Source organism: Vibrio sp. 10N.247.310.17, from assembly GCF_041466605.1.
Classification (GTDB): Bacteria; Pseudomonadota; Gammaproteobacteria; order Enterobacterales; family Vibrionaceae; genus Vibrio; species Vibrio tasmaniensis_A.
Genome location: NZ_JBFSTC010000004.1, coordinates 56,537 through 81,631 on the forward strand (window position 1 = coordinate 56,537; position 25,095 = coordinate 81,631).

Genomic DNA, 25,095 nt, shown 5'->3' on the forward strand with positions numbered 1-25,095 from the left:
AACAAATGGCCTGCATATTGCAGGCTTTTTTGCATTATAATGCCGAAAAATATAATTAATATGGAGTCACCATGCTAGGTAGCGCAAACAAGACGGTCCTTTTGGGGTTGGTTACACTGTGTTCATTCTCTGCGTATGCAAACAACTTTAACTACAATACATTTGAGCTACGCACAGGTATTAGCCCTAGTACATTTGGTGGCGAAGTCACAACAATGTTCACTCAAAACTCACACTTTGTTGCTCGAATCGATTCTGAATTTGAAGGGGATTGGGATGCGGCTGTAGGTATGGGGTTCAACGGCCCTATTAATCAGTTGGCTGATATTACTGGACAGATGTTACTGCACAACATCGAACGTAATGATGGTAACCACATTAAAACTGAAATCAATATTGGTTTAAGAGCTTGGTTGCTGGCAAACATTGAAGTTAACGCCCGCCTTGGTCAACTCGTAGACAGCGACGACACGAGTTCAATTGTCGGTGTAGGGGCTCGCTTCCACTCAACAGAACAGCTTTCAGTAGGTATTGACCTTCGAAATAACGGTACTTACGGCCACCAATTCTTAATGTCAGCTCGATTTGGCTTTTAAGTCTATTCAGCACTTATGATCCATCAGTGAGCAAATGTTAAATTCGATTGTTTAAACGGTAACTTAAAGGCTAATAGTCTCGTGACCTATTGGCCTTAATGTCTGATTTTGCAACTAAAAACTAAACATTTAGCTTAAAATCCTCGAAAATCACCCTTTCTCGTCACTTCCGTTTATAACTCATTTTTATACTATTCATTTATTGATAAAAATCAGTAATAAAATATCTTTACGGTAATACGGCGTACTGCTACTCTCTTCCAAATTTCTAATAGAATGAAGCACCGTAAATGGGTGTTAGCAATATTTCAATCAAGAACAAATTAACATTGATGTTTGTTGTCATTATTTTCGCAATGACTATGATTCAGACTTATGTAACAGGTAAGCAACTTCTTAACGAAACCTATCGTTCCATTCAGCAATATTCAAATACACTAACTGATACAACGGTATCGGGTATAGAAAAATGGATTGAAGGCCGAATTAACGTTGTAAATGCAGCGAAAAATTCATTTACTTTTACCGATGACCCAACCAGCTATTTAACTCAAAGTACAAGTGCCGGTAAGTTTCAAATTGCCTACGCAGGGCTTTCTGACGGTCGCTTTCTTCTAGGTGGTGATTTGCCAGTACCGCAAGACTACGACCCACGTACTCGAGATTGGTACAAAGCGCCTATGGCGGCAGGTCAAACAGTCGTCACTGAACCCTATGTTGATGTAGCTACGAATGACCTAGTGGTAACAATTGCAAGCCCATTCCATACCAACGGTTTCTCTGGTGTTATTGGTGCAGACCTGAACTTAAACACCCTCATTAATGATATTGTAAGTATCGAGCAACCTGGTGTTTACGCTTTTCTTGTCGATGGTAAAGGTAACATTGTTGCCCATAGAGACCGTGGCCTAACGCTAAAGCCTGTTTCTAATATTTCAAACAACCTTTCTGCTCAGAAAATCAAATCACTTGCGCAAAATCCAGAATTTGAAGAGTTAACCATTAAAGGTACCGACTCCCTTCTTTCTGCTCAGAAAGTTCCTCATACAGACTGGTACTTCACTGTTGTTATAGATAAAGATCACTCTTTTGCTTCTTACTATTCATTAGTTCGTCAGTCGGTAATATTTGGTCTAATACAACTTGCTGTAATCGCATTTGTTGCGATGTTTATCATCAAGAAAGCACTGTCGCCATTAACGACACTAAGCTCGGCAATGGAAGCATTGTCCAAAGGTGACGGCGACTTAACACAGCGTATGACTGTTCATAGTAAAGACGAGATTGGGACTCTAGCGCATCACGTCAACGCATTCATAGCAAAACTTCAAGAGATAGTGCGTGATATTGCGGGCTCTTCAAGCCAGCTTAATCAGCAATCTGAAATTAGTACCAATGTCGCTCGTCAAACAAGTGAAGGTCTATCGGTCCAACTTCACGAAATTTCTCAGATTGCTACAGCCGTGCATGAAATGTCGGCAACAGCAGAAGAAGTAGCAAACAACGCGCAAATGACGGCTGACTCAGCGATCAGTTCAACATCGAATTGTGAACAAGGTAAGCAAGTCATCATTCGTAACCAAGATTCGATCACTAGTCTTGCTCAACAAGTTGAGAACGCTTCAGGAATCATTCAAGAAGTTGAGAAAAATGCGTTAGACATCAACACTATTCTATCAACCATTTCTGATATTGCAGAACAAACTAACCTACTTGCCTTAAACGCAGCGATTGAAGCGGCACGTGCGGGTGAGCAAGGTCGCGGTTTTGCGGTTGTGGCAGATGAAGTTCGTGTGCTTTCTCAACGTACTCACAGCTCTACAGACGAGATTCGCGAAATGATCGAGACTCTTCAGAAAAACAGCGTCAGTGCGGTTGAATCAATGCAACGTAGCCAAGACTTGGCGCAATCAAGTGTCGATGATGCAAACAATGCGACTATTGCACTGGAAGAGATCGCGACATCGATTCAACAGATCTCAGAGATGGCTTCACATATCTCGAATGCTGCTTCTGAGCAAAGATCGGTTACCGGTGAAGTCAGTAAGAATATTCAGTTGGTTAATGATGTATCAGAAAACATGTCTACTGAGGCTGATAACTCTCGTCACTTGTCTGAAGAGTTGCGCGGTATTGCTCAACAGTTGAATACTCAAGTTCAATTGTTTAAATACTAGACGTACGGATAATTCGTTCTAGCTCTTGAGCGCGGTTAAACAATGTTGTTTAACCGCGTTTAAAATTAGAACCAACATCAGAACGACAAAAAGCCCCCGACCACTATTGTGTTCGGGGGCTTTCTTATTTTCATTACTTTCTTATTATAGTTAGCAAATAAACAGTTAGCTGCTAGCCGTTTACCTAATTACTAATGCAACTATAGGTCAACCAATACGGTTATAGACCAACTAAGACTGTTATAAGCTAACCATCAGCATCTTTTTCTGATGATCCAAGTACTCTTCATAAGTACCTTGGAAGCTCACTAATTGTTGGTCTTTTACATCAATGATGTGTGTTGCTAGCGAAGAAACGAACTCACGGTCATGGCTTACAAAGATAAGCGTCCCCGTGTAAACCTTCAATGCGTCGTTCAGGGCTTGGATTGCTTCCATGTCCATGTGGTTCGTTGGTTCGTCCATCACAAGCACGTTGATATCTTGCATCATTAGCTTGCCGAATAACAGACGGTTCTTCTCTCCACCAGAACAGTTACGCGCTTTCTTGTTCGCATCATCAGCAGTAAACAATAGACGACCTAGAATACCACGTACCATAAGGTCATCGTGCTTCACTGTACGCCATTGTGAGATCCAATCGAAGATACTCAGATCGTTATCAAAGTCAGACGTGCTATCTTGTGGGCAGTAGCCTACTGATGCGTTTTCAGACCATTTAACGATACCTTCGTTTTGTTCTAGCTCTTGAACTAGGCATTTCAATAGTGTTGTTTTACCCACACCGTTCTCACCGATAACAGCAAGACGAGTACCCGCTTCAAGTAGCAAGTTACCACCAGCAAACAGTGTTTCGCCATCGAAGCCGTGACCAAGCTCTTGAAGTTCAAGCGCTTGACGGTGTAGTTTCTTGCCTTCACCAAAATCAATGGATGGGCTCATACGGCTCGATGACTTCACTTCATCAAGCGTGATTTTGTCCATTTTCTTAGCACGTGAACTTGCTTGCTTTGCTTTAGATGCGTTAGCACCAAAACGGTTTACGAAGTCTTGAAGCTCGCTGATCTCAGCCGCTTTCTTAGCATTGCTCGCTAGAAGTTGATCGCGAATCAAACCCGACGCTTCTAAGAAGTACTCGTAGTTACCTGGGTAAACACGTAGCTCGCCGTAGTCGATATCTGCCATATGTGTACATACAGAGTTAAGGAAGTGTCTATCGTGCGAAATGATGATCATTGTACATTTACGCTGGTTTAGCTCTTCAGCAAGCCAGTTAATCGTGTGGATGTCCAAGTTGTTGGTTGGTTCATCAAGAAGCAGGATATCTGGGTTTGCAAACAATGCCTGTGCCAATAGCACACGCAGTTTCCAACCCGGAGCAACTTGTTGCATCAGGCCGAAGTGAAACTCTTCTTCAATACCCGCTTGGATTAGGATATCACCAGCACGGCTTTCTGCCGTGTAGCCATCCATTTCCGCGAATTCACTTTCAAGCTCCGCGACTTTCATACCATCGTCTTCGCTCATTTCTGGCAAAGAGTAAATACGGTCACGTTCTTGTTTTACTTCCCACAGTTTTTTGTCACCCATGATTACTACATCGATAACGCTGTACTGTTCAAAAGCGAACTGATCTTGGCTTAGCACACCCAGTTTTTCTCCAGGAGTGATCGAAACGTTGCCCGAGCTTGGCGTCAATGCGCCACTTAGGATTTTCATGAACGTTGATTTTCCGCAACCATTGGCGCCGATCAAACCATAACGGTTTCCGTTACCAAATTTAGCAGAGATGTTTTCAAACAGCGGCTCTGCGCCAAATTGCATTGTGATGTTCGCGGTAGATATCAAAGAACTAATTCCTAAGCGTGTACTGACAGATAATTATTTGGCTATTTCAATTAGCCAAAATAAGAAGTACGAAAGTATGGATTAAACATAAAACGAAGCGCGGATTATATAGAGATCAGGATCACATTGTCGAGGTTAAACAGTGAACGAATGAAGAACAACGCACAATAAAGTGTATTTCGTCGGTTATTACATCATAAAAAGAAAAAATCCCCACTAATTCCATTAGTAGGGATTTCATTTCTCATCAATAAAAGCATCAGACTCTAATTCGAATGAATACCGATTGACGCTATTTAGTTACTTTTTTCTGAACGTATTTTTGACCAACATCGACAACGGCAACATCTCTAAAGAAGCTTCTCCCCAACAGAATTGGGAAAGAAAGATGCGTTCGATCTGCTAGCGTAAACTCAGTCTTATCTTTTAGATCGCCGATTTGAATTGAAGCGACAACAACAGCACGTCGTTGTGTACCTTCCGCGCTCGACTGCTTGATCTTAACCCAACGCTCTACCGGCAAGCTGATCTCTTCAGTTGTGATGCCGTCATGTTCAATTTTGAACTTAACCCAATCTTTACCGTCACGTTCGAAATCAACAATATCAACGGCACTGATTGATGATGTTGTTGCACCTGTATCAACTCGTGCTTTAAACGCTTCTTTAAGACCAGGAACAAACACCCACTCCTCTTCGCCAAGAATCAGTTTGCCATCGCTTGTCTTGGTTGGTTTTGCAGTCGGTTTTTGTTCAGGCTTTGGTTTCGCTTCTGGTTCCGTTGGTTTTACTTCTTCAGGCTTCTCTGTAGGTTCCGTTACTTTCTCGCCTTCCGTTGCGTCAGTCTTAGAAGAGTCATCGACAACCGGTTGTTCTACTTGAGGCTTTTGCTCAGGCTCGACAGGAACTTGAGTCGTCGTCGAACAAGCAAACAGGCCACCACTTAGCATTAAAACTACAATCGTTTTCCAATTATACATTCAGTCACCTTCTATTTTGAAACGTTGGCTATCGCTTTAGCCACATAAGGAATATGGGATTCAGAAAGGCCCGCGATATTGATGCGTCCATCACCAACACCATAGACTCCATATTCTTCACGTAGTTGATTCATTTGAGTTTCTTTAAAGCCTAGTACACTAAACATGCCTTTATGGCTTTCGATGAAGTCAAATTGTGACGTGTTGTAAGTATTTCGCAATTCATCACATAAACTTTTGCGCAGATTTAACAAACGTTGCTGCATTTCACTCAACTCTTGTTTCCAAATCGTCGTTAGTTCTTGATTCTGAAGAATTGTTTTAACCAACGCGGCACCATGATCTGGCGGCATTGTGTAAGTTGAACGAGCCAGCGTCAGTAGCTTACCTTTAGCATTGCCTACGTGTTCGCTGTTCTTACCGATAACGATCGCGGCACCCGTTCTTTCACGGTACAAACCGAAGTTTTTCGAACATGACGTCGTAATCAACATCTCTTCTACGTTGTTCGCCATATGTTGAAGACCTTTTGCGTCTTCTTCTAGGCCATCACCAAAGCCTTGGTAGGCAATATCAACAAACGGTAAGAAACCATTCTTTTGCGATAACTTAGTAATTTCCTGCCACGCTTCAAAATCAATGTCAGCACCCGTTGGGTTATGACAGCAACCGTGAAGAAGTACCACGTCTGATGGACCCGCTTTTGAAAGGTCGGCCAACATTTTAGCCGTATCAACTTGCTTCGTTTCAGGACTGAAGTAATTGTAGTATCTAACTTTTAAGCCCGCCGCTTCCATCACCGGTTTATGGTTAACGTAGCTTGGGTTTGAAATCCAAACCGTTGTGTCTGGTTGAGAGACTTTCATCAAGTCACCCAACATGCGAAGTGCACCACTTGCACCTGGTGTTTGAATCGCAGCAACGCGACCTATTGCAGAAGTCCCTTTAAGCAACAGATCAACCATGCTCTGGTTAAACTCTTCACAGCCTGCTAGGCCAACATAAGCTTTGGTTTTCTGTGTTTCAACAACGATATCTTGAGCCTTAGAGACGGCTTTCATGATCGGTGTTTCACCTTGGTCGTTTTTGTAAACGCCAATGCCTAAGTCGACTTTATCAGTGCGAGTATCGCCGCGGTAAGCGACAGACAGAGATAGAATTGGATCTAAAGTTGGTTTTGGTAGATGTGAAAACATGAAAGTCACAACCCTTTGAAATTCAAGTATGAGTTTCACGTTAACATTATCGTAGACAAATCAGAAACATTTTTTAATAGAAGCGCTTAGTTACCATTAGTAATTAGAAGTAATCAGAGATTGGTCATTTCAAACGTATAAATAGTGCAAATTTCAAACACCTAATAACCAATTGCACAATTCAAAGCGCTGTATGTCTAGGTATCTTATGCTTCTATGTGTCTTATGTTTCTATGCTCCCTATTAAGATCGCTATTGGGCACTCAGTTTGAATTGTCTTGGTGTCATTCCTGACCACGCCTTAAACCGAGTGCTAAAGTTAGCGGCATTTGGATATCCGACTATCTCACCAATGTGTTGAATCGACCAATCACTCGATCTAAGTAGCCGTGCAGCGTATTCCATTCTCATACGCATGATATGAGTCATAGGGCTGTGCGAGTAATAGCGCTGACACAAACGATGGAAGTGTGGCTCTGAGCACGGGAATAAGCTCGCGAGTTCATGAACGTTCCATTCTTTATGGAGCTGCTTTTGTACATTATCGAAAACGCGTCTTAATCGGATCAAATTGCGTGACTGTTGCTGAGGCACTGGCGCATTAATCATGAACTCTATTTGGGCTACACTGTGAATCGCAATCGCTCCGCCTAAATCAATGGGCAAGGCAATGCTTCTCAACAACGTATGAATACAGGACGAAACAACTTCTGCTGCTGGTGATAGCGTATAACTCACCTCATCATTGACGACATTTTCCCATAGCTTGTTGGGCGAGAGAAAGATCCATGCGATCTGCCATGTTTCCTCTTCAATACCAAAACCATTCTCTATTCCTGCTGGAACAGTAATGCACGAACCCGGTTCTAAAATGTAACGACACGCCCCACTTTCTAACCAACCTTTTCCTCTCACGGTATACAACAGCATGTGTTTCTGTTGGTTCTTACGATACACCGAAAAAAAATCGCGACACGACGCCGTCCCACATTGAACGATACCGAGCTCTTCAAATGCCAATACGTGGCTTTGATCGACAAACTCTTGATGCGTCTTTTCAGAGATCTCATACCTTTCTTGTTTATCACTCATATCACTGCTAACTCATTCAATTGGCCAACTTATCAAAGTGGATAGTTTGGCAAAAGTTTGTGATGAGTCTGAAGAATACAGCGAAAACAAATGCCGATAAACTTCTCGCATAATCACTACCGGGGAAATGCGATGCTCTCGACATATCGTCATTTAGACAAAGAATTTTGGCAAAAACTATTACACATCGGTTTACCAGTCTCGTTGCAAACCATGTTGTTTTCACTGCTTGGCGTGATCGATATTTTTATGGTCAATCAGCTTGGTGATTCTGCAACCGCCGCGGTTGGTGTTGGCAACCGTATCTTCTTCTTCAACTTGATCATGGTATCGGGGATTAGTGGAGCCGTGAGCGTGCTAGCTTCGCAATATTTTGGTGCCGGTGATTTCAACGGAATTCGACGTACACTAGCGCAATCATGGGCACTTTCGATCTTTGCCATCATGCCCTTTGTGTTCATCTATACATTGGCTCCTGAATCAGTCGTGTCTGTGGTGGCCTCAGACCCTGATTACGTCCGCTTGGCAACGGATTACCTTTGGATAACAGGAGCCAGCCTTATTGGTACCGCTGTAGTTGTGCCGCTAGAGAGTGCACTTCGTTCTGTGGGCGAAGCCAAGCTGCCCACCAAAATCAGTATCTGGGCAATTATCGTCAATGCAATTCTCAACGCCCTATTGATCTTCGGCTTGTTTGGGTTTCCAGAACTGGGTGTGGTTGGTGCGGCTATTGGCACCACGGTATCTCGATTCTGTCAAACCATTGCATTGCTTGTTATGGCAAAGAGACACTACGCCCACCTATTTCCTACATTAAGCAATTGGCGAGATGCGATATTAGCGAAGCATAGAAAGAAGTACTTCACGATAGCCATACCTCTGTTGGTTCATGACACAGCATGGGCGGGCGGGATTCTTATTTACAACGTTATTGTTGGCCAAATGGGGGTTGGAGAGCTTGCGATCATTTCCTTGCTATCGCCTGTTGAAAGCATTTTGATCTCTGCTTTTTTGGGTTTTGCGGTTGCGGCTTCCATCATTCTAGGTAACGAGATTGGTGCGAAGAACTATCAACGTGTCGAGAATACAGCTTGGGGTTATGTGTTAGTGAGTTGTGGGCTTGCTGCTTTACTGGCATTAATGTGCTTTATCGCCAAACCCGCGATCGTATACATGATCGGTCTTACTCACTTAGAGCTCAAAGATACGGCCGTTAACGTTACCTTAGTAATGGCACTCGGTATGGTACTAAGAGTCTTCAACATGGTTGGGATCGGAGGCGTGTTAAAAAGCGGTGGTGACATCAACTACAGCATCTTCATCGACCTGTTTGGCCAATGGGCAATCGGTATTCCCCTTGCCTACTTTACTGCGTTGGTGTTGGGTTGGCCGCTAGAATGGGTTTTGATGATTGTGCTGCTGGAAGAGTTAGCGAAGATAGCTTTAACTAGCCAGCGGATTCACTCTAAGAAATGGATCAACAACTTAATAGAAGAGCCAGATCAGGTCGTTGCTTGAATGGTAGTTTAAGCGAATAAACGAAAAGAACTCACACCCAAGGGCCGATTGGTTGCATTGCGCTAACCATGACGCCCTTTTTCGTGTTACGAATGTGCTAAGCCACGACAACTGTTATATGTCAGTAAATCGATGAATGATTTGGTTTGAGCTACCACGCCAATCCAACATCGGATCCGCTTTGTCTTGCTCGAAACGACCATCAATCAAAGTATCGACGTATTCCAGTACTTGCTTCTGCTTTTCATCGAGTTCATCGAGTTCGTAACCCGTCCACATCCAGATGTCTTTACCTTCACATTCTGCTTTTACACGCTGAACCAACTTAAGCACTTCAGACACGTTAGCAGGATGTAGAGGATCACCACCAGAAAGCGACAAACCACGGCGCTTGATTCGCGGATCGTTCAGATCAGCGATAATGTGGTCTTGCAGTTCTTGAGTGAACAAGTGCCCTGAGTCCAACCTTTGCGTCGATTGGTTATAACACCCGCGACACTGGTGCACACAGCCCGACACAAACAAAGTGCAGCGTGTTCCTGGGCCGTTTACAACGTCGATTGGGTGATATTGATGGTAGTTCATAAGGCAGTATTGAAAACTCGTTATTGCTTAATAGTTTGAAGCGAAATGCTGTAAGAGCTGCAATAAAAGAATTGGTATCGACATAGCGCCGATACCAATCTTGTTTCTTGAAACGTAGCTCTTCTTAGTAAGCTAGCTAATGATCTTAGAGCTTACTAAAGGTGCTTCACGCGGCGTTTAACTTCTTCTTGCTTACCGAAGTTAAATGGTCGTGCATCTGGGCTACCAAGGTAACCACAAACGCGGCGCGTTACAGACACTTTGGTTGAGTCATGGTTACCACACTTAGGACACGTAAAGCCTTTACTTGTACAGTCGAACTCACCGTTGTAGCCACATTCGTAGCACTCATCAATTGGCGTGTTGGTGCCGTAGTAAGGAACACGTGTGTAACTGTAGTCCCATACGTTTTCTAGCGCTTCGATGTTCTTCTGCATGTTCGGGAATTCGCCGTAACAGATGAAACCACCGCTAGAGATTTCTGGATAAGGCATCTCGAAATCGATCTTGTCGTATGGGTTCACTTTCTTCTGTACGTCTAAGTGGAAGCTGTTTGTGTAGTAGCCACGGTCAGTTACACCATCAATTACACCAAACTCTTTGGTATCTATGCTACAGAAACGGCTGCATAGGTTTTCACTTGGTGTACCGTATAAGCTGAACGCGTAACCTGTCTCTTTTGTCCAAGATTCCACTTCTCGCTTCATGTACTCCACCAGCTCAAGCGCTTTAGCACGCATTTCGCCGTCGTCATACAGGTGAACGTCTGTGCCGTAAAGTGCTGTCATTGCTTCATGGATGCCAATGTAACCAAGAGAAACAGACGCACGGCCATTCTTGAAGATATCGGCAATAGAATCGTCTGCTTTCAAACGAACGCCACAGGCACCTTCCATGTATAGGATTGGAGCAACACGCGCTTTCACGTTTTCTAGACGCGAAATACGAGTTTCTAGAGCGCGACGAGCTAGCTTCAATTTTTCATCAAGCAGTTCGTAGAACTTAGCCATATCTTGTTTTGCGTTAATAGCAATACGTGGCAAGTTCAAGCTAACAACACCTAAGTTGTTACGGCCTTCATGAATCAACTCACCGTTTTCTTCGTAAGTATTCAAGAAGCTACGGCAGCCCATAGGCGTTTTAAATGACCCTGTCACTTCTACCACTTTGTCGTAGTTAAGAATGTCTGGGTACATACGCTTAGATGCACACTCAAGCGCTAATTGCTTGATGTCGTAGTTTGGATCTTGCTTCTGGTGGTTCAAGCCATCTTTGATTGCAAATACCAGTTTAGGGAATACCGCTGTTTTGCGGTTCTTACCCAAACCGGCAATGCGGTTCTTCAAGATAGATTGCTGGATAAGTTTTGAACCCCAGCTTTCGCCTAGACCAAAACCAAACGTAACGAATGGTGTTTGCCCGTTAGCCGTGTGTAGCGTGTTTACTTCGTATTCCAAAGACTGGAAAGCGTCGTAACACTCTTTCTCTGTACGAGAGATAGCAAAAGCTTCTGGGCTGTGAATGTCCCATTCTTTCGCTAGTGATAGGTGTTTCTCGTAACTCGCCATTACGTAAGGTTCTAGAACCTCGTCGATACGGTTAATCGTTGTACCGCCGTATATGTGGCTTGCCACTTGCGCGATGATCTGTGCAGTTACCGCTGTCGCTGTAGAGATCGATTTAGGTGTGTCGATTTCCGCGTTACCCATCTTAAAGCCATGCGTTAACATGCCTTTAAGATCGATAAGCATACAGTTAAACATTGGGAAGAACGGTGCGTAGTCTAAATCGTGATAGTGAATGTCACCACACTCGTGAGCTTGTACGATATCACGCGGCAAAATGTGAGTTTTTGCATAATGCTTAGCCACGATACCCGCCAGCAAATCACGCTGAGTTGGGATAACTTTGCCATCTTTGTTGGCATTCTCATTGATCAGATCAACATTGCTTTCTTCGATCAGACCTTCGATCTCGCGAGTTAAAGCGCTTTGCTTTTCACGTGCGATGTCACGGTCATGACGATATTCAATGTAGGCACGAGCAAGAGACTTGTATGGTCCCTGCATTAGCTCGTTCTCGACCATGGTTTGAATTTCAGAGATATGAACTTCATCGTAGTCTTCGAGCTTCAACTCAACTGCTAATGCCACATTCAGAGCATAAATAGCAATTTCCTTATCGGTTTTGTCTGATGCTGCTTCCACTGCAGCTTGGATGCGATCTCTACTGAATGGAGCTCTTGAGCCATCACGCTTGATTACGATTGATTTCACCACTTCTCCTTACTCTTGAGGTATTCACAGACTTACCCACAAACACACTATAGAGCGATTTATCGTTTAACTAACACTAGATATTGTGGCGTATTTAACGAGAACCACCAACATTGAGTATTGATTTGGATCAATAAAATAGGCACGCCGAACAAGATAAATCCAATATTATTACGTGAGTTCTCAAGTCGAAAAGAAACAATGTAACAATAAAAAAACTGCTAAAAAGAGTTGAATTTTCGGTAAGTGTTGTAGGATAACGGCTCAACTATATTGCACACCAAAATTAGGGATATTTGGGATGAAACGACTTCAAAACTGGATAATGTTAGGTTGCTTACTAAGTAGCCAGACTTTTGCTGAACCTTTAACCATATCCAGTTGGAATATCGAATGGTTATCAACCAATGAGGCTGTGAATAAGTTTTCTGACCAACGTGATCAAGCGGATTTCGATAAGCTCGAACAGTATTTCCAATCCTTAAATTCGGATGTGGTGGCTTTCCAAGAAGTCGATGACATCAATGCCATTCAGCGCATCGCTGGCGATCAATACAAGATATTGATGTCTGACCGGGCATTATCAGAAAACAGTAACCATCAGTTCAAAGAAGTGAATCAATACACAGGGTTCGCGGTTCGTAAAGGAATCATACTCACCGACTACGCTGACTTTCCTCTCGAATCGAGCGCTAACAGCAAGCTTAGGTTTGCCAGTTATATGGTTGTGGAAACGGATACAAAACCAATTCACATGCTGTCTGTGCATTTAAAGGCAGGTTGCAGCGGCGCTTATAAGTCGAACCGTGACTGTTCAAGGCTCAAAGACCAAGCGCAACAACTTAATAAGTGGATATAGCAAAGAGAACGCCAAGGTCAGGATTACGCAATATTAGGCGATTTCAACCATAACCTTTCTTACTCAAGAGATTGGATGTGGAAAGACTTAACTCAAAATGCCGATGCTCAGTTGGCGACAAGAAAAACTCGAGCAGATTGTAAGGTACGCTCTAACCGCAATAACCATCGCACACACCAGTTCCGTTCTGTGATTGATCATATTGTAGTGAGCAAATCCTTAGATGCCTCTCCTGCTAAACAGAAGGTCTTTGAAACGCAAGATGTGCTTGATTACAAACTTAGCGACCATTGCCCAGTTTCAACGACTATTAAATAGTAGATTTTAGATAACGGCAGATCATAGCTAACTGTAGATATAGAAAGAGGCTGACTGGCTTTTTTGCTAAAAGCGAGTCAACCTCTCTGTTTGGTCAGATAAGATCGAATCCTCTCAGCCATGCAATAAATGGTAGGCGCACTGCTAGCAGCTTTTATTGGTTCGACCCGCCAGCCACATCCCCACCAGCATGCTTAAGACGAACAGCCATACCGTTGGGTTACCCCCACTAAGGCTGGTTACTGCAGGGCCCGGGCAAAAGCCTGCAATCCCCCAGCCTAAACCAAAAGCAGTTGAACCTAAGATCAACTTTCTATCTATTAGTGGATTATTACTGCTATCTAAAGGTTCGCCATTGACGGCTTGAGCGCGCTTTTTAATGACCAAGTGATAAAACGGAGCGAAGACCAATAACGCGCCACCCATGACGAATGCCAAGCTAATGTCCCAGTCGCCAGCAATATCTAAAAACCCAAGTACTTTGTTCGGGTCAACCATGCCTGAAATGATCATACCTGAGCCAAAAAGAATACCTGCGACCAAACCGATAACGATAGTAAGTGAAGAGTTTTTCATTACGCCCCCAAACCGATCAAGTTCTTAGCAAACACAGTTACGATTGCCACACCCATGAATACACAAGTAGCGATGATTGAGCGCTTGGACAAACGAGCCATCCCCACAATGCCATGGCCGCTAGTACAGCCATTCGCCATCTTGGTACCAAAGCCCACCAATAATCCGGCTATGATAACCACTGCGAAGTTGATCTCTTCTAATTGCGGAAGTTGGTAGCCTGTTGGAATCAATAACCAGCCGCTCACGACCATTCCGACAACAAAAGCAAGTCGCCAATGTTTTTCGGTTTTCTCAATGCTGGAGTCCGAGTTCGATTCGGATCCTGATTCTAATCTTTTGTTCTTTCTCGACGGTAACAAGCGGCCAACAATACCGCTAATTCCTGCTACTCGCCCTATTCCTAACATAAGAATAATTGCCGACGCGCCTAACAACATGCCACCGAACAATGCATCCCAAGGTATTAAACTCATCACTGACCTCTCTCATAACGTCGATTAACTCATCATCCTCAATTTAAATTAGAGTTTACTAATAAATATAAATTAGTCAATGCTAATGTATTGCTAGAATGTTTCGGTTTGTAAGTCTGGAATTAATAAGCGTCCTGCATGAAAAAAGCCCCTAGGCGTTAACCTAAGGGCTTATTATTTGATTCGGTTTATTGTGTCAGTTACTTAGTCTTGTTCTTTTCAGCTATCCACTGCGACATATACTTGGTGCTCGCCATGCTGTGGTGCTTAAGCATCGAACCAAAGAAGTTATCCAGTCGATGAGATTCAAGATCGGACTCTAACGCCGTTAATCGCTCAATCAATGTGTCGCCGAGTTGATTCTGCTCGTAGTGCGCTTCAAGGATTGAATGACATTGGCTTTGTGCTTTAAGCCACTTCTCTTCATCTTTGTATAAACCGACAGCTTGTTCAACAAACTCGTCGATGTCATCAGCCACTGCGCCCGGCCATTGCAATTCTCCTTGTGGTAACATGCCTTCGCTGCCGATTTCACTCGTCACGTTCGGAGTTTGTAACTTCATCGCATCAAGCAACTTGCCTTTAATGCCCGCGCCAAATCGGAGTGGTGCAACACACACACGAGCTTGCTCCATCACTTCTTGAGCGTCTTTAGCCCAACCTTTTATATGGAAACCGGTTTTAGGGTTGTGCAAAGCCGTTGCTTTCGGCGGCGGGTAAGATCCGTAAATATGAAGTTCGGATTCAGGTAACTGCTTGCGAATCTTCGGCCAAATCTTCTGTAACTGAAGCACAGCATCCCAGTTCGGTGCGTGTCTAAAGTTACCTATCGTCATGAAATGCTTACGTTCTTCAAAGCTTTTCGTGCTTTCAGGAAGTGTATTAAGATCAACCATGAACGGCAAGTGATGAAGCAGTTTTGGATCGATATTGAACTCAGATTTAAGCAGATCCATCTCGTAACTTGAAATGATCAACGAAAGATCACAGCGTAAGATTGCGGCAATTTCACGTTTAGCCAAGTCACTGTACAAATGCGCTTTGGTCAGTTCAGTCTCTTTCTTAACTGCTTCATGGCGCGCGTTACGTAGGAACTGTAAGTCTTCGGTATCCAGTAACTTAAAGGCATTCGGACATACTTTTTCCACGCGCCAACCAAACTGCTCTTCCATCATGAAACGGTCAAACATCACGACATCGGGTTGCAGCTCTTCAATGTACTGGTCAAAGCTATCGCAATTTAACTGTATAGATTGGCTCGTGATGCCCTCTTCAGAGAGATCGATCATGTGCTCGGTTTCTTGAGCTGGCGTTGCAAATTCAACGGACCAACCTTGTCTCTTGAACAGGCGTAAAAGAGACATCATATGGCTGCCAGCCGCCGATGAATTCGGTTCTGGCCAAACGTAGCCAATTGCTAAAACTTTCTTCAAAACACTTCCTAAGAAATAACAAAAGGGACTGTAGAAGTCCCTAATTAAACGTAAGTCGATTTATACCGCTGATTATAATTAGTTTTAAAAACTCAGCGATCAGATTCGCTCACCTACATTGCGAGCTATCATAAGCACTTCATCCGCAGAGTACAGGTTTGAAATCGTGGTTTCGACTTCGGCACCCAACGTAGATTGATAAAGCTTTTGTGCAAAGTTGTCTGCTCTGGTGGTAACCAGAACATGTTTGAGCGTCGAGCCTTGCTCCGCCAAATGCTGTTTTACCTGCGGCAGGGAATCTAGAATCAGCGTTTTACCCAATCCTTGCCCCTGCGCGCTTGGTAACACGGCAAGTTGCTCTAGTTCTAAAACAGCTTCAGGTCTAAATCCGCTTTTCTGAACCCAAATAATGTAGCCAACAATTTCACCTTCGCTTTCAGCAACAAAGTTAAGAAAGCGTGGTGAAGCGCTTAAGTTACATTGTAACCAATCTCGCGAATGTTGCTGTCGAACAAAGGCTGCTTGATGAACCAAAGCCGCCCCATCGAGGTCGGCTTTCTTCATAAGACGCACTTTACTCAAAACACTTTACCCATAACACGTCGCTCATTAGCGTTATTCAGTCGCTGAGTTTGGGTGCGTTTTACAGTGTAAAATGGCTCTTTCTAGAAGCTCTAAAGCAGATTTGTCGGCTTCTGGAAGCTTAGCATCTGATTGACCTAGCGGTTCAACACGGCTACCCCATTTAATATGACCAGCGCCCCAAGTTAAACCGGCTCCGAATGCCGCCACAAGGATGTTTGAGTTAGGTTTAACAAAACCTTGCTCTAACGATTCACATAATGCGATTGGCACAGTCGCAGCCGACGTGTTGCCGTAGTTTTGGATGTTAACAAACGCTTTCTCACGCTCAATACCCGCCATATCACACAAAGTTTGGATGATTCGAATGTTAGCTTGGTGCGGAATCACAACATCGATATTGTCGGTTGAGATGCCAGTACGGCTTAATACTGTGTGTGCCGCAGCGCCCATGCCTTTCACTGCACGCTTGAAGATCTCTTTACCTACGAAATCAAAGTCCCAGTAGCCATTATCTGCAGCAAAGCGATCCATAGAAGTACCGAATTTTGGTACCGCTAAAATGTCACGGCCTTCGGCGTCACAACCGATTTGCGCTTCTTGTAAGCCAATCTGCTCTTCAGTGCGAGATAGAACCACAGCACCTGCGCCGTCACCAAATAGAACCGCAGTATCACGCTTGGTCCAGTCGATGAAGAATGAAAGACGTTCTGCACCCACAACAATGGCATTGCGGTAGTTGCCCGCTTGAATCAATCGAGTTGCGGTTTCAACGCCATAGATGAAGCCAGTACACGCTGCGTTAAGGTCGAAAGCCGCTGCGCTCTTGATGCCTAGGTTCTGCTGAACTTTAGACGCAGTATTTGGAATAAGGGAGTCTGGGCTGCACGTCGCGATGATCACGAGGTCGATATCTTCGGCAGTAAGACCAGCACACGCCATGGCGTGTTGAGCAGCAACAGTCGCTAACTCAGAGGTATTTACATGACTGATACGACGGTTTTCGATACCAGTTCGAGTTCGAATCCACTCGTCAGACGTATCAATGAAAGTGCTTAGATCATCATTGGACAACACGGCTGGTGGCAGACACTTTCCCCAGCCCGTAATCTCGGCGTAAAATTTTGTCATCATTTACCTATTTATTGTTTGTTTTTATTTAAGTATCGTATTCTAGTTTTAAACAGTATAAGCGCTCCGTGCGTGATTCGTAAATCGCGTTAGACACGGAGTTACAATAAAAAGAGAAAGTTATGTCTACATTCAACACACGTTGCCCTTCTTGTAATGGCGTAAACCGAGTTCCTTCAGAAAGAATTTCAGAAAGCCCAACCTGCGGTAAATGCAAAACAGCATTACTCGATGGCGCTCCTATCGAAGGAACGTCACTTAATTTCCAATCTATTTTGAATAGTTCACAGCCAGTGGTTGTCGATTTTTGGGCGACATGGTGCAACCCATGTGTTGGCTTTGCGCCAGTGTTCAGTGACGTTGCTAAAGAGCGTTCAGGAGATGTTCGATTCGTTAAGATTGATACTGAAGCTCAGCAACAGCTTTCCGCGATGTACCAAATCAGAAGCATTCCAACCGTGATGGTGTTTAAAGATGGCAAACGTGTCGATACGATTAACGGTGCATTACCAAAAGGTCAATTTGATCAGTGGCTTAATCAAGCTCTAACTAAATAACACCATTGTTTAAGCTATTGGTTAAGCGATTGAATTAACTTTTGCTTTATTCTAAGTAAGCACACAAAAATAGGTTAGAGAGTCTTATCAAATCAAGACTATCTAACCTACTGTTTTATTTATGGTTATCATTTAACTTCTTGAATTAAACCACAGCTTCGCCTTTCGCTTGAATACTAGATGCTTGCTTACCAAACCCGTATTCCTCTTTGATTTGATCTGCGACTTTTTCAGCAATCATAATGGTTGGCGCGTTGGTGTTTGCCCCAATCAGTGTCGGCATCACAGAAGCATCAATGACTCTCAAGTTATTCAACCCATAGACTTTAAGATCGTTATCCACCACGGCTAATGAATCACTGTTAGGGCCCATTTTACAGGTCCCGACCGGGTGATACTGAGTGTCTGCACGGTTGCGAATATCTTGCTCAATCGCTTTATCATCACAGGCATCTACCGGATAGAAAGCATCACCACGGATGTCGTCAAACGCCGAACTCTCTAACATTTGATACTGCTTCTTCCAGCCCTTAATCATTATCTCCATATCTTCAGGATGACTGAAAAACGCAGGATCGATCTTAGGCGGGTCATAAGGATCATTACTATTGAGCGTTACGCTGCCATGGCTTTTTGGCCTCAGTAAGGTTACATGAGAGGTAAAGCCATGACTGGTATGAATTTTTCTCGCATGGTCATCGACTACTGCAACGACAAATACAAACTCTAAATCCGGCACGACGATATGATCTTCGGAACTGAGAAAGCCTATCCCTTCTGCAAAATTGCTGCTCATCTTACCGCGGCGTTCTTTGTGCCATAACGGCAAAGCTTTGGTCATTTCAGAGGCCATTTGCAACGAGATACCGAAGGTTTCACGCTTTTCGCTGCATTTGTACGAATGTACTAAGTCGATATGGTCTTGAAGGTTCTTGCCGACGCCTGGTAGCTCTTGAACCGGTTCGATGCCATGCATGTCTAGTTCAGCTTTCGCACCGATACCCGACAATAACAGCAGTTGAGGAGAACCAAATGCACCAGCAGATAGAATCACCTCTTTGTTACATTGGATCTGATAACGCTTGCCATTCGAGCCGTATTCAACACCTACCGCTTTCTTCTCCTCAAACAAGATCTTATGCGTGGTTGCCTTGGTCACGACCGTAAGATTTGGTCTCGAAAGGTTTGGCGTTAAGTAAGCCTTGGCAGCACTGCACCGTTCGCCATTCAACTGGGTTACCTGCGTCGGCATCGCCCCAAACTGAGCAGCACCGTTGATGTCTTCATTACGGGGAACCCCTATCGACTCACACGCCGTTAAGTAACGTTCCAACATCGGACTTGGCGATCGAAGGTTAGCCACGTTCAGAGGGCCACCTTGGCCGTGATACTCATCTTGGTGAACTTCGTTATTTTCGGCTTTCTTAAAGTAAGGCAGACACGATTCATAACTCCAACCTGCATTACCCAAACTTTCCCAAGTGTCGTAGTCGTAACGGTGCCCACGAGCGTACATCATGGCATTGATAGAACTGGACCCACCAAGTGTCTTACCTCTTGGTTGATAACCTTTACGACCATTCAAACCCGGCTGTTCAACGGTCTCAAAGGCCCAGTTGTTTAGCTTAGTTGGCATCATCGCGGCTATACCTACGGGTGTATGAATTAATGGGCTTGTGTCTTTACCACCTGCTTCCAATAGGCAAACCGTGACATTGGGATCTTCAGACAGCCTTGCAGCCATTACACATCCTGCCGAGCCCCCGCCAACAACAATAAAATCATAACTATCCATTTGCCTATCTCCATTGGGTGTAACTCTCGTTTACGCTATTGCCGTCATTGATAACACCATACGAATGAACATTTTACGCGGGTATTTGTAACATCAAGTTGAACACAACACCATTCCTCTCTGGCCTGTTCAATGACGTTGTGTATGTTCATAAAGCACCAATGAGCTTAACTTTCTTCGCTTGAATTATCGTGATGTTCAACAACCATCACGGATGACCTACGCGGATGATTGTATCGCTTACAAAACCATAATGAACATAATCCTAGTGGCTTTTTGACCGCATAAAATCTCGAAAAATCGTAAATTCCGCTATGGTATTTTAGCTCAAGATCTCGATAAATTTCTTTTATCTTAACGACTATTTTTATTCGTTTTACCCAATTCAGTTTCTCCCCCATAGTCGCGGAAAATTCATCGTTTCTTCCACTATTTAGAGGCTCCTGCATTGGACAACATCCAACCAACAACTCGCATAACTGTTCCGGTTATTGCATTGTCTTTTTACGCGATCGCTTCAGGCTATTTAATGAGTTCATTACCATTAATGTTGTCTGAGTATGGCTTAGACAAAAATCTATCGAGTTGGTTGGCGAGTGCATTCTATGCAGGGCTTTTAGCCGGTACGTTATTGATTGAACGTGCGATCGCACGTGTTGGTCACAGAGATGCGTTTGTTATCGCTCTGGCTATTTTTATCGCAACGATCCTCGTATTACCACTCATCCCACATCAAGCTGTATGGTTATTAGCCCGCTTTGTCGCTGGTGTAGCGGTTGCAGGTATCTTTGTGATTGTAGAGTCTTGGTTAATGAGCGGTGACGAATCTCAGCGCGCGAAACGTTTAGGCGTTTACATGTGTTCGCTATACGGCGGCTCTGCCGTTGGCCAACTCGGCATCGGTTACCTTGGTATTACAGGTGGCGTACCTTTCATTGCAATGTTCACCTTGTTGTTTGGTGCAATCATTGTGTTGATGTACGGACAAGCGACAGCACCACAAATTCACGATGCGCAGTCTTTGTCACTAAAGCAAATCAGCAAACTTAGCCACAGCGCTTTGATTGGCTGTATTGTATCTGGATTAACACTGGGTTCTATTTATGGCTTGATGCCTGTAGAGCTCGCTCAGCGCAACATCGCACACCAAGATATTGGTGGTTTGATGGCGTTGGTGATTATGGGTGGTATGGCTGTTCAGCCGATGGTGACATGGTTATCTCACCACATAGGACAAGTGTTATTAATGGCTCTGTTCTGCCTACTAGGGGTTGCAAGCATTGGTGTACTAACGATTAACCATGATTTTTATGTTCTTGGTATGAGCTTGTTTGTGTTAGGTATGGCGACTTTTGCACTTTACCCAATCGCGATTAACTTGGGTTGTCGTAACTTAGACCCAAGCTATCTAGTGTCAGTGACTCAGGTTATGCTGTTGTGTTACAGCATCGGTTCAGTCGCTGGCCCATTGGTCGCGGATAGCTTTATGGATTCACAAGCGGGATTATTCACTTACCTGTTCGCGTCTTTACTCGCTACAACGATCTACATGTTGATTGCTAGCTTAAAACGCTCTCCTCTACAGATTGCAGGCGAGTAAGCTCGAATGGCAACTATCCTCCTCAGGTAGGATAGTTGCCTCTAGAGCTCTTAGTTATGACTTTCCGTCTAACGAAGAGCTCTTTTTGTTTGATGACTTCTGAGCAAAAGTCGACAAAAAGCATCAATACTAGAAATAGAGGTGTTCTTCAGGTTAAGGCTGAAATATGTAGCCTTCACCAGTAATGGTAATGATTAGGCCATCCCCGAATAGTGATCTGATCTCAGATATCGCAACAATCACTGACGAGTTAGTGACTGACCCATTCTCCCAGCCAATCTTCTTCAATTGCCCGACACTGAACAATTTCCCTCGGTTTTGATTCATAAACAGAATGATCTTACGATACGCTAAAGGCATGGTAGCCAGAACATAGCCGTTTTCAACATTGCGAATAAGTTTGGTGTCGAGTTCAACTATTTTTCCGTTGAGTTCAAGTATTACGTTGTGTTCAGAGTGGTGAGTATCTATTACAGGATAGGCGTCCATTTTTATACAGTTCCCTTACGATATAGCCAGCAACAAAGTTAAATTCAGTCATTTTTGTATAACGTCGCTTATAAGTGGACGTTTAAAATCGAAGATAATGAAAGCAGCGTATACGGTAAAGAGATTAAATTTTTATTATTAATATATGAACAGGATATCAATAAAGGGTAATTAATCCTCCAGTACATAACCTTCGTTAGAAACCGTTTTTATACAACGACAGTCTAAGATCCTTCTTATCTCGTAGATAGCAACCAATACTGAAGCTGATGTCACGGCTTTCCCCGCCCAACCTACACGCTTCAAAACCCGCTTACTGATCACGTGCCCTTTATTTTGATATAAGTAAAAAAGAACCTTACGATGAGGTTCAGCAAGCGTCCCTATTATCGAGCCACACTCCTGATTTCGGACGATCCTCGTACCAGATTGAAACTCTTTTTTATTTAGAACCCACTTAGACGGAAGTTTAAAATCGTCTACGTGATCCGCTATTTTTGGTATGGATTCCTTACGTTTCATAAGCAGTCGTCTTTTAAGATATTTCCAATATTATCGAATGGTACAAAAATACTAAATTGATAGATCACTTAATACCGTACATTTACTGCAAAATTGATCTTGTGGAATTGTTCTAAGAAACGAATTTTTAGTGGACTACCAACTCTACCCGGGAAGTCGATGGCTTTTACGGTATTGGCTTGGAGATAAACCAAAATGCTTTTTAAAGCGATGTGAGAAGTTATAAGGATCTTTGTAACCCAAGCGGTTGGCAATCATCGACACCGACCAATCTTGGTATTTTAACAAACTGGTCGCTTTATCCATTCTTAGTTGAATCAACTTGCTGCGTGGTGATAGGTCGAAGAGCGTTTTGGTAACTCGATTAAGCTGCTCTTCGCTGATAAACACCCTTTGAGCCATACCAGCTACTGTCCATGGTTGATGCAGACTACTTTCAATCTCATTATAGAGCGCTTGAACACGAGCGGTGGTGCTTGTTGATTTGGGTTCAAACCCCGTCAACGTTCGGACTATTTCACTCAAGAGTAACTTACGGTAACTGGCTCGGCCCCCTATCTCAAAGTAAACCAAGTTCATTAATGACCAGATCTGCTCACACTCTCCAAAAGGCACAATCCCCTGACCTAAACTTGCTATGTGTTGCCACTGCTTAGTATCGGGAGTCAACATCCACGCCATTTTCCAATAGTTATATTGCGGATCGAGTTCAAAACGAAATGGGGTTCCGGCAGGAAGAACCACCAGCGTATACGGTGTAATCGCTTGTACTGATGTCGTGGTTGTTAGAATGCCGCCACCTTCCATAGTGAAAATCAACGTATGAACATTAACGGATTCTCGCTCAACCCAATAACCATCGTATAGTTTTGCCATACCGCCCATATAGACACCAAAGCTTTTCATCTCTGGGATATCTTCAACGGTCAAAAAACGTTCTTTGCAATGTTCCGCGAGAAAAACATCATCTTGCCACGTTGATTTAGGCTCCATGGTATCAATGACGGATTCGCACAGGTTTTGTTGTTTTTTAAACATGTTGTTACTTCGCTCAAATCACTATAGTTCTGCCATAAATCGGAGAGCTTATGACAACTAACATCAACCCTAACTCATCTATGAATAACAAGCCAGAGAGCATATTACCTCGTATAGTTAAACTTGGTTTGCCTGTTGCTTTGCAAAGTGCGCTGGTTGCTATTCTTGCCCTTGCTGACGTCTTGATGGTCAGTGATTTTGGTATGGAAGCAGCAGCCGCTGTGGGAATTGCATCAAAATGGCACTTCGTTGCTATTATGATTATGGCAGGGTTGGCCTCAGCAAACGGTACATTAGTCGCTCAATACTGGGGAAAGAATGACCGAAAAAGCGCACGAACAGTATCATCCATCGCGATGGTGTTTGGTTTAAAAGTTCTGCTGCCTGTTACAGCAATCATCACTCTTGGTTCTCAGATTTTAATGATGTTGCAAACTAGCGATCAAACCGTGATTGAGCTTGGAGCGACTTACCTATGGTATGGGTTCCCTGTTCTACTTCTAACTCACATTGTTGTAGTGGTAGAAGCAAGCATGCGCTCATCAGGTGACACCGTAATCCCACTATTGCTAGGTGGTGTTACCATTGCACTCAACATTGCACTTAACTTCATTCTAATTAAAGGGGCTTTCGGCATTCCAGCAATGGGCGTTGCGGGTGCTGCATTGGCGACAACCTTAGCGCGATTGATTCAAGTGGGCTTAATGTATAGCTACATGCGTGTTCGTAAACACTGGCTGCTAACCACCCCAAGCTCACCACACCGTCCATCACTGTGGCTTTCTTACCGTCGTATTGCGTTGCCGCTAACGATGAATGCCGTGTTGTGGGCAATGGGCACAATGGCATATCAAATGATCTTTGGTCACATGGGCACGACTGAACTTGCGGTGTTCTCGATGCTCGCACCGTTCGAATCGCTGTGTTACTCAATATTCTTTGGTATTTCGGTGGCGTGTTCAGTATTGCTTGGCCATTCGCTGGGCCGTGATGAATTTGATGATGCTATGAGCATGGGTCTAACATTCATTAAAGCCGTCGTTGGCTTTGGCGCTGTCGTTGGCTTGCTACTGTTTATGGGTAAAGAGCATGTACTATCATGGTTAAACCTTTCTACAGATGCATTGTACCCGCTTGCTTCGCCAGCAATGATGATCATGTGTTTTGCAGTGGTGATTCGTATGCTCAACATGGTGATCATTAACGGTATTATTCGTGCTGGTGGTGATAACGCTTTCTGCCTTCGCATGGATTTCATCGCGATGTGGATGGTGGGCATTCCAGTGTGTGTTTATGGCGCGTTTGTCGCAGGATGGGACTTCAAATACATCTATGGCCTGATGTTAGTAGAAGAAGTGGTGAAATTGGCAATATGCTCGCACCGTTACTTAAGCCGACGCTGGATCAACAATCTCACAGTGACCTACGACGAGCCTCAAGCGGTATAGCTTT

The 25,095-nt window shown here is 43.8% G+C and carries 21 protein-coding genes and 2 pseudogenes; 7 read left to right on the forward strand and 16 right to left on the reverse strand.

Features of this window, described 5'->3' with window-relative positions:
• Positions 1-71 precede the first annotated feature (71 nt).
• Positions 72-596 carry a hypothetical protein gene (locus tag AB6D80_RS02435; RefSeq protein ID WP_009845348.1) on the forward strand — a complete coding sequence of 175 codons (525 nt, stop codon included), beginning with the start codon at positions 72-74 and terminating at the stop codon, positions 594-596.
• Between the two features lie 290 nt (positions 597-886).
• Complete coding sequence (locus AB6D80_RS02440; protein WP_372187668.1) at positions 887-2,773, forward strand: methyl-accepting chemotaxis protein; 1,887 nt, start codon at positions 887-889, stop codon at positions 2,771-2,773.
• A gap of 240 nt (positions 2,774-3,013) precedes the next feature.
• Here the strand turns inward: AB6D80_RS02440 and AB6D80_RS02445 are convergent, their stop codons facing one another.
• The 4 genes from AB6D80_RS02445 to AB6D80_RS02460 form a co-directional block, all read right to left on the reverse strand.
• Complete coding sequence (locus tag AB6D80_RS02445; protein ID WP_372066665.1) at positions 3,014-4,621, reverse strand: ABC-F family ATPase; 1,608 nt, start codon at positions 4,619-4,621, stop codon at positions 3,014-3,016.
• A gap of 292 nt (positions 4,622-4,913) precedes the next feature.
• Positions 4,914-5,600 (reverse strand): RimK/LysX family protein, encoded by a 687-nt coding sequence (locus tag AB6D80_RS02450; protein WP_372066662.1) that lies wholly within the window; start codon positions 5,598-5,600, stop codon positions 4,914-4,916.
• Between the two features lie 11 nt (positions 5,601-5,611).
• Positions 5,612-6,796, reverse strand: coding sequence for an amino acid aminotransferase (locus AB6D80_RS02455; protein WP_086050927.1), 1,185 nt, complete (start codon positions 6,794-6,796; stop codon positions 5,612-5,614).
• Between the two features lie 252 nt (positions 6,797-7,048).
• Positions 7,049-7,888, reverse strand: a complete 840-nt coding sequence (locus tag AB6D80_RS02460; RefSeq protein WP_372066658.1) for an AraC family transcriptional regulator — start codon at positions 7,886-7,888, stop codon at positions 7,049-7,051.
• A gap of 90 nt (positions 7,889-7,978) precedes the next feature.
• Between AB6D80_RS02460 and AB6D80_RS02465 the strand changes: the two genes are divergently transcribed.
• Entirely contained in the window at positions 7,979-9,406 is a 1,428-nt protein-coding gene (locus AB6D80_RS02465) for an MATE family efflux transporter (protein WP_372187670.1), read from the forward strand.
• A 114-nt stretch (positions 9,407-9,520) separates the two neighbouring features.
• Here the strand turns inward: AB6D80_RS02465 and nrdG are convergent, their stop codons facing one another.
• Entirely contained in the window at positions 9,521-9,991 is a 471-nt protein-coding gene (gene nrdG, locus AB6D80_RS02470) for an anaerobic ribonucleoside-triphosphate reductase-activating protein (RefSeq protein ID WP_012600613.1), read from the reverse strand.
• Positions 9,992-10,146: 155 nt separating this feature from the next.
• Entirely contained in the window at positions 10,147-12,267 is a 2,121-nt protein-coding gene (gene nrdD / locus AB6D80_RS02475; RefSeq protein ID WP_009845338.1) for an anaerobic ribonucleoside-triphosphate reductase, read from the reverse strand.
• 301 nt (positions 12,268-12,568) lie between these two features.
• Between nrdD and AB6D80_RS02480 the strand changes: the two are divergent.
• A pseudogene (locus AB6D80_RS02480) lies at positions 12,569-13,444 on the forward strand (endonuclease/exonuclease/phosphatase family protein).
• A 144-nt stretch (positions 13,445-13,588) separates the two neighbouring features.
• Here AB6D80_RS02480 and AB6D80_RS02485 read toward each other — a convergent pair.
• The 5 genes from AB6D80_RS02485 to AB6D80_RS02505 all read right to left on the reverse strand — a co-directional run bounded on the left by AB6D80_RS02485 (position 13,589) and on the right by AB6D80_RS02505 (position 17,642).
• Positions 13,589-14,020, reverse strand: coding sequence for a YeeE/YedE family protein (locus AB6D80_RS02485; RefSeq protein ID WP_017101876.1), 432 nt, complete (start codon positions 14,018-14,020; stop codon positions 13,589-13,591).
• Positions 14,020-14,496: a YeeE/YedE family protein gene (locus AB6D80_RS02490; protein ID WP_017101877.1), complete on the reverse strand. Its 477-nt coding sequence runs from the start codon at positions 14,494-14,496 to the stop codon at positions 14,020-14,022. The genes AB6D80_RS02485 and AB6D80_RS02490 overlap by 1 nt, the downstream gene beginning before the upstream one ends.
• A 200-nt stretch (positions 14,497-14,696) precedes the next feature.
• The gene (locus tag AB6D80_RS02495; RefSeq protein WP_017097616.1) at positions 14,697-15,929 is read right to left on the reverse strand and encodes a glycosyltransferase; all 1,233 of its coding nucleotides are present in this window, start codon (positions 15,927-15,929) and stop codon (positions 14,697-14,699) included.
• A gap of 99 nt (positions 15,930-16,028) precedes the next feature.
• Complete coding sequence (locus tag AB6D80_RS02500; protein ID WP_372187672.1) at positions 16,029-16,493, reverse strand: GNAT family N-acetyltransferase; 465 nt, start codon at positions 16,491-16,493, stop codon at positions 16,029-16,031.
• A gap of 51 nt (positions 16,494-16,544) precedes the next feature.
• Positions 16,545-17,642, reverse strand: a complete 1,098-nt coding sequence (locus AB6D80_RS02505; protein ID WP_372187689.1) for a ketoacyl-ACP synthase III — start codon at positions 17,640-17,642, stop codon at positions 16,545-16,547.
• Positions 17,643-17,764: 122 nt separating this feature from the next.
• Here AB6D80_RS02505 and trxC point away from each other — a divergent pair, with 122 nt between their 5' ends.
• A complete protein-coding gene (gene trxC / locus AB6D80_RS02510; RefSeq protein ID WP_135381437.1) occupies positions 17,765-18,199 on the forward strand; it encodes a thioredoxin TrxC in 435 nt (144 codons plus the stop codon).
• A gap of 145 nt (positions 18,200-18,344) precedes the next feature.
• Here the strand turns inward: trxC and AB6D80_RS02515 are convergent, their stop codons facing one another.
• The gene (locus AB6D80_RS02515; RefSeq protein ID WP_372187673.1) at positions 18,345-19,994 is read right to left on the reverse strand and encodes a GMC family oxidoreductase; all 1,650 of its coding nucleotides are present in this window, start codon (positions 19,992-19,994) and stop codon (positions 18,345-18,347) included.
• Between the two features lie 240 nt (positions 19,995-20,234).
• Positions 20,235-20,443: pseudogene (locus AB6D80_RS02520) on the reverse strand (hypothetical protein).
• On the opposite strand from AB6D80_RS02520, the gene AB6D80_RS02525 reads away from it, so the two are divergent.
• Positions 20,443-21,594 carry an MFS transporter gene (locus AB6D80_RS02525; RefSeq protein ID WP_012600602.1) on the forward strand — a complete coding sequence of 384 codons (1,152 nt, stop codon included), beginning with the start codon at positions 20,443-20,445 and terminating at the stop codon, positions 21,592-21,594. The pseudogene AB6D80_RS02520 and the gene AB6D80_RS02525 sit on opposite strands and share 1 nt — an antisense overlap.
• A 153-nt stretch (positions 21,595-21,747) precedes the next feature.
• Here the strand turns inward: AB6D80_RS02525 and AB6D80_RS02530 are convergent, their stop codons facing one another.
• From AB6D80_RS02530 to AB6D80_RS02540, 3 genes are all read right to left on the reverse strand, one after another.
• A complete protein-coding gene (locus tag AB6D80_RS02530; protein ID WP_012600601.1) occupies positions 21,748-22,083 on the reverse strand; it encodes a winged helix-turn-helix domain-containing protein in 336 nt (111 codons plus the stop codon).
• Positions 22,084-22,254: 171 nt separating this feature from the next.
• On the reverse strand, positions 22,255-22,605 hold the full coding sequence (locus AB6D80_RS02535) for a transcriptional regulator (protein WP_371726753.1): 351 nt from the start codon (positions 22,603-22,605) through the stop codon (positions 22,255-22,257).
• Positions 22,606-22,749: 144 nt separating this feature from the next.
• Positions 22,750-23,643, reverse strand: coding sequence for a helix-turn-helix domain-containing protein (locus AB6D80_RS02540; RefSeq protein ID WP_135384376.1), 894 nt, complete (start codon positions 23,641-23,643; stop codon positions 22,750-22,752).
• Positions 23,644-23,693: 50 nt separating this feature from the next.
• Between AB6D80_RS02540 and AB6D80_RS02545 the strand changes: the two genes are divergently transcribed.
• A complete protein-coding gene (locus AB6D80_RS02545) occupies positions 23,694-25,091 on the forward strand; it encodes an MATE family efflux transporter (protein WP_372066637.1) in 1,398 nt (465 codons plus the stop codon).
• Positions 25,092-25,095 lie beyond the last annotated feature (4 nt).

What these genes read in the sequence shown, in the direction of transcription:
- AB6D80_RS02545 (WP_372066637.1), top strand. Translation starts at nt 23,694, where the DNA reads ATGACAACTAACATCAACCCTAACTCATCTATGAATAACAAGCCAGAG.
- AB6D80_RS02455 (WP_086050927.1), bottom strand. Translation starts at nt 6,796, where the DNA reads ATGTTTTCACATCTACCAAAACCAACTTTAGATCCAATTCTATCTCTG.
- AB6D80_RS02500 (WP_372187672.1), bottom strand. Translation starts at nt 16,493, where the DNA reads ATGAAGAAAGCCGACCTCGATGGGGCGGCTTTGGTTCATCAAGCAGCC.
- AB6D80_RS02450 (WP_372066662.1), bottom strand. Translation starts at nt 5,600, where the DNA reads ATGTATAATTGGAAAACGATTGTAGTTTTAATGCTAAGTGGTGGCCTG.
- AB6D80_RS02505 (WP_372187689.1), bottom strand. Translation starts at nt 17,642, where the DNA reads ATGACAAAATTTTACGCCGAGATTACGGGCTGGGGAAAGTGTCTGCCA.
- AB6D80_RS02440 (WP_372187668.1), top strand. Translation starts at nt 887, where the DNA reads ATGGGTGTTAGCAATATTTCAATCAAGAACAAATTAACATTGATGTTT.
- AB6D80_RS02435 (WP_009845348.1), top strand. Translation starts at nt 72, where the DNA reads ATGCTAGGTAGCGCAAACAAGACGGTCCTTTTGGGGTTGGTTACACTG.
- AB6D80_RS02485 (WP_017101876.1), bottom strand. Translation starts at nt 14,020, where the DNA reads ATGAAAAACTCTTCACTTACTATCGTTATCGGTTTGGTCGCAGGTATT.
- AB6D80_RS02460 (WP_372066658.1), bottom strand. Translation starts at nt 7,888, where the DNA reads ATGAGTGATAAACAAGAAAGGTATGAGATCTCTGAAAAGACGCATCAA.
- AB6D80_RS02490 (WP_017101877.1), bottom strand. Translation starts at nt 14,496, where the DNA reads ATGAGTTTAATACCTTGGGATGCATTGTTCGGTGGCATGTTGTTAGGC.
- AB6D80_RS02465 (WP_372187670.1), top strand. Translation starts at nt 7,979, where the DNA reads ATGCCGATAAACTTCTCGCATAATCACTACCGGGGAAATGCGATGCTC.
- AB6D80_RS02515 (WP_372187673.1), bottom strand. Translation starts at nt 19,994, where the DNA reads ATGGATAGTTATGATTTTATTGTTGTTGGCGGGGGCTCGGCAGGATGT.
- trxC (WP_135381437.1), top strand. Translation starts at nt 17,765, where the DNA reads ATGTCTACATTCAACACACGTTGCCCTTCTTGTAATGGCGTAAACCGA.
- AB6D80_RS02530 (WP_012600601.1), bottom strand. Translation starts at nt 22,083, where the DNA reads ATGGACGCCTATCCTGTAATAGATACTCACCACTCTGAACACAACGTA.
- nrdG (WP_012600613.1), bottom strand. Translation starts at nt 9,991, where the DNA reads ATGAACTACCATCAATATCACCCAATCGACGTTGTAAACGGCCCAGGA.
- AB6D80_RS02535 (WP_371726753.1), bottom strand. Translation starts at nt 22,605, where the DNA reads ATGAAACGTAAGGAATCCATACCAAAAATAGCGGATCACGTAGACGAT.
- AB6D80_RS02540 (WP_135384376.1), bottom strand. Translation starts at nt 23,643, where the DNA reads ATGTTTAAAAAACAACAAAACCTGTGCGAATCCGTCATTGATACCATG.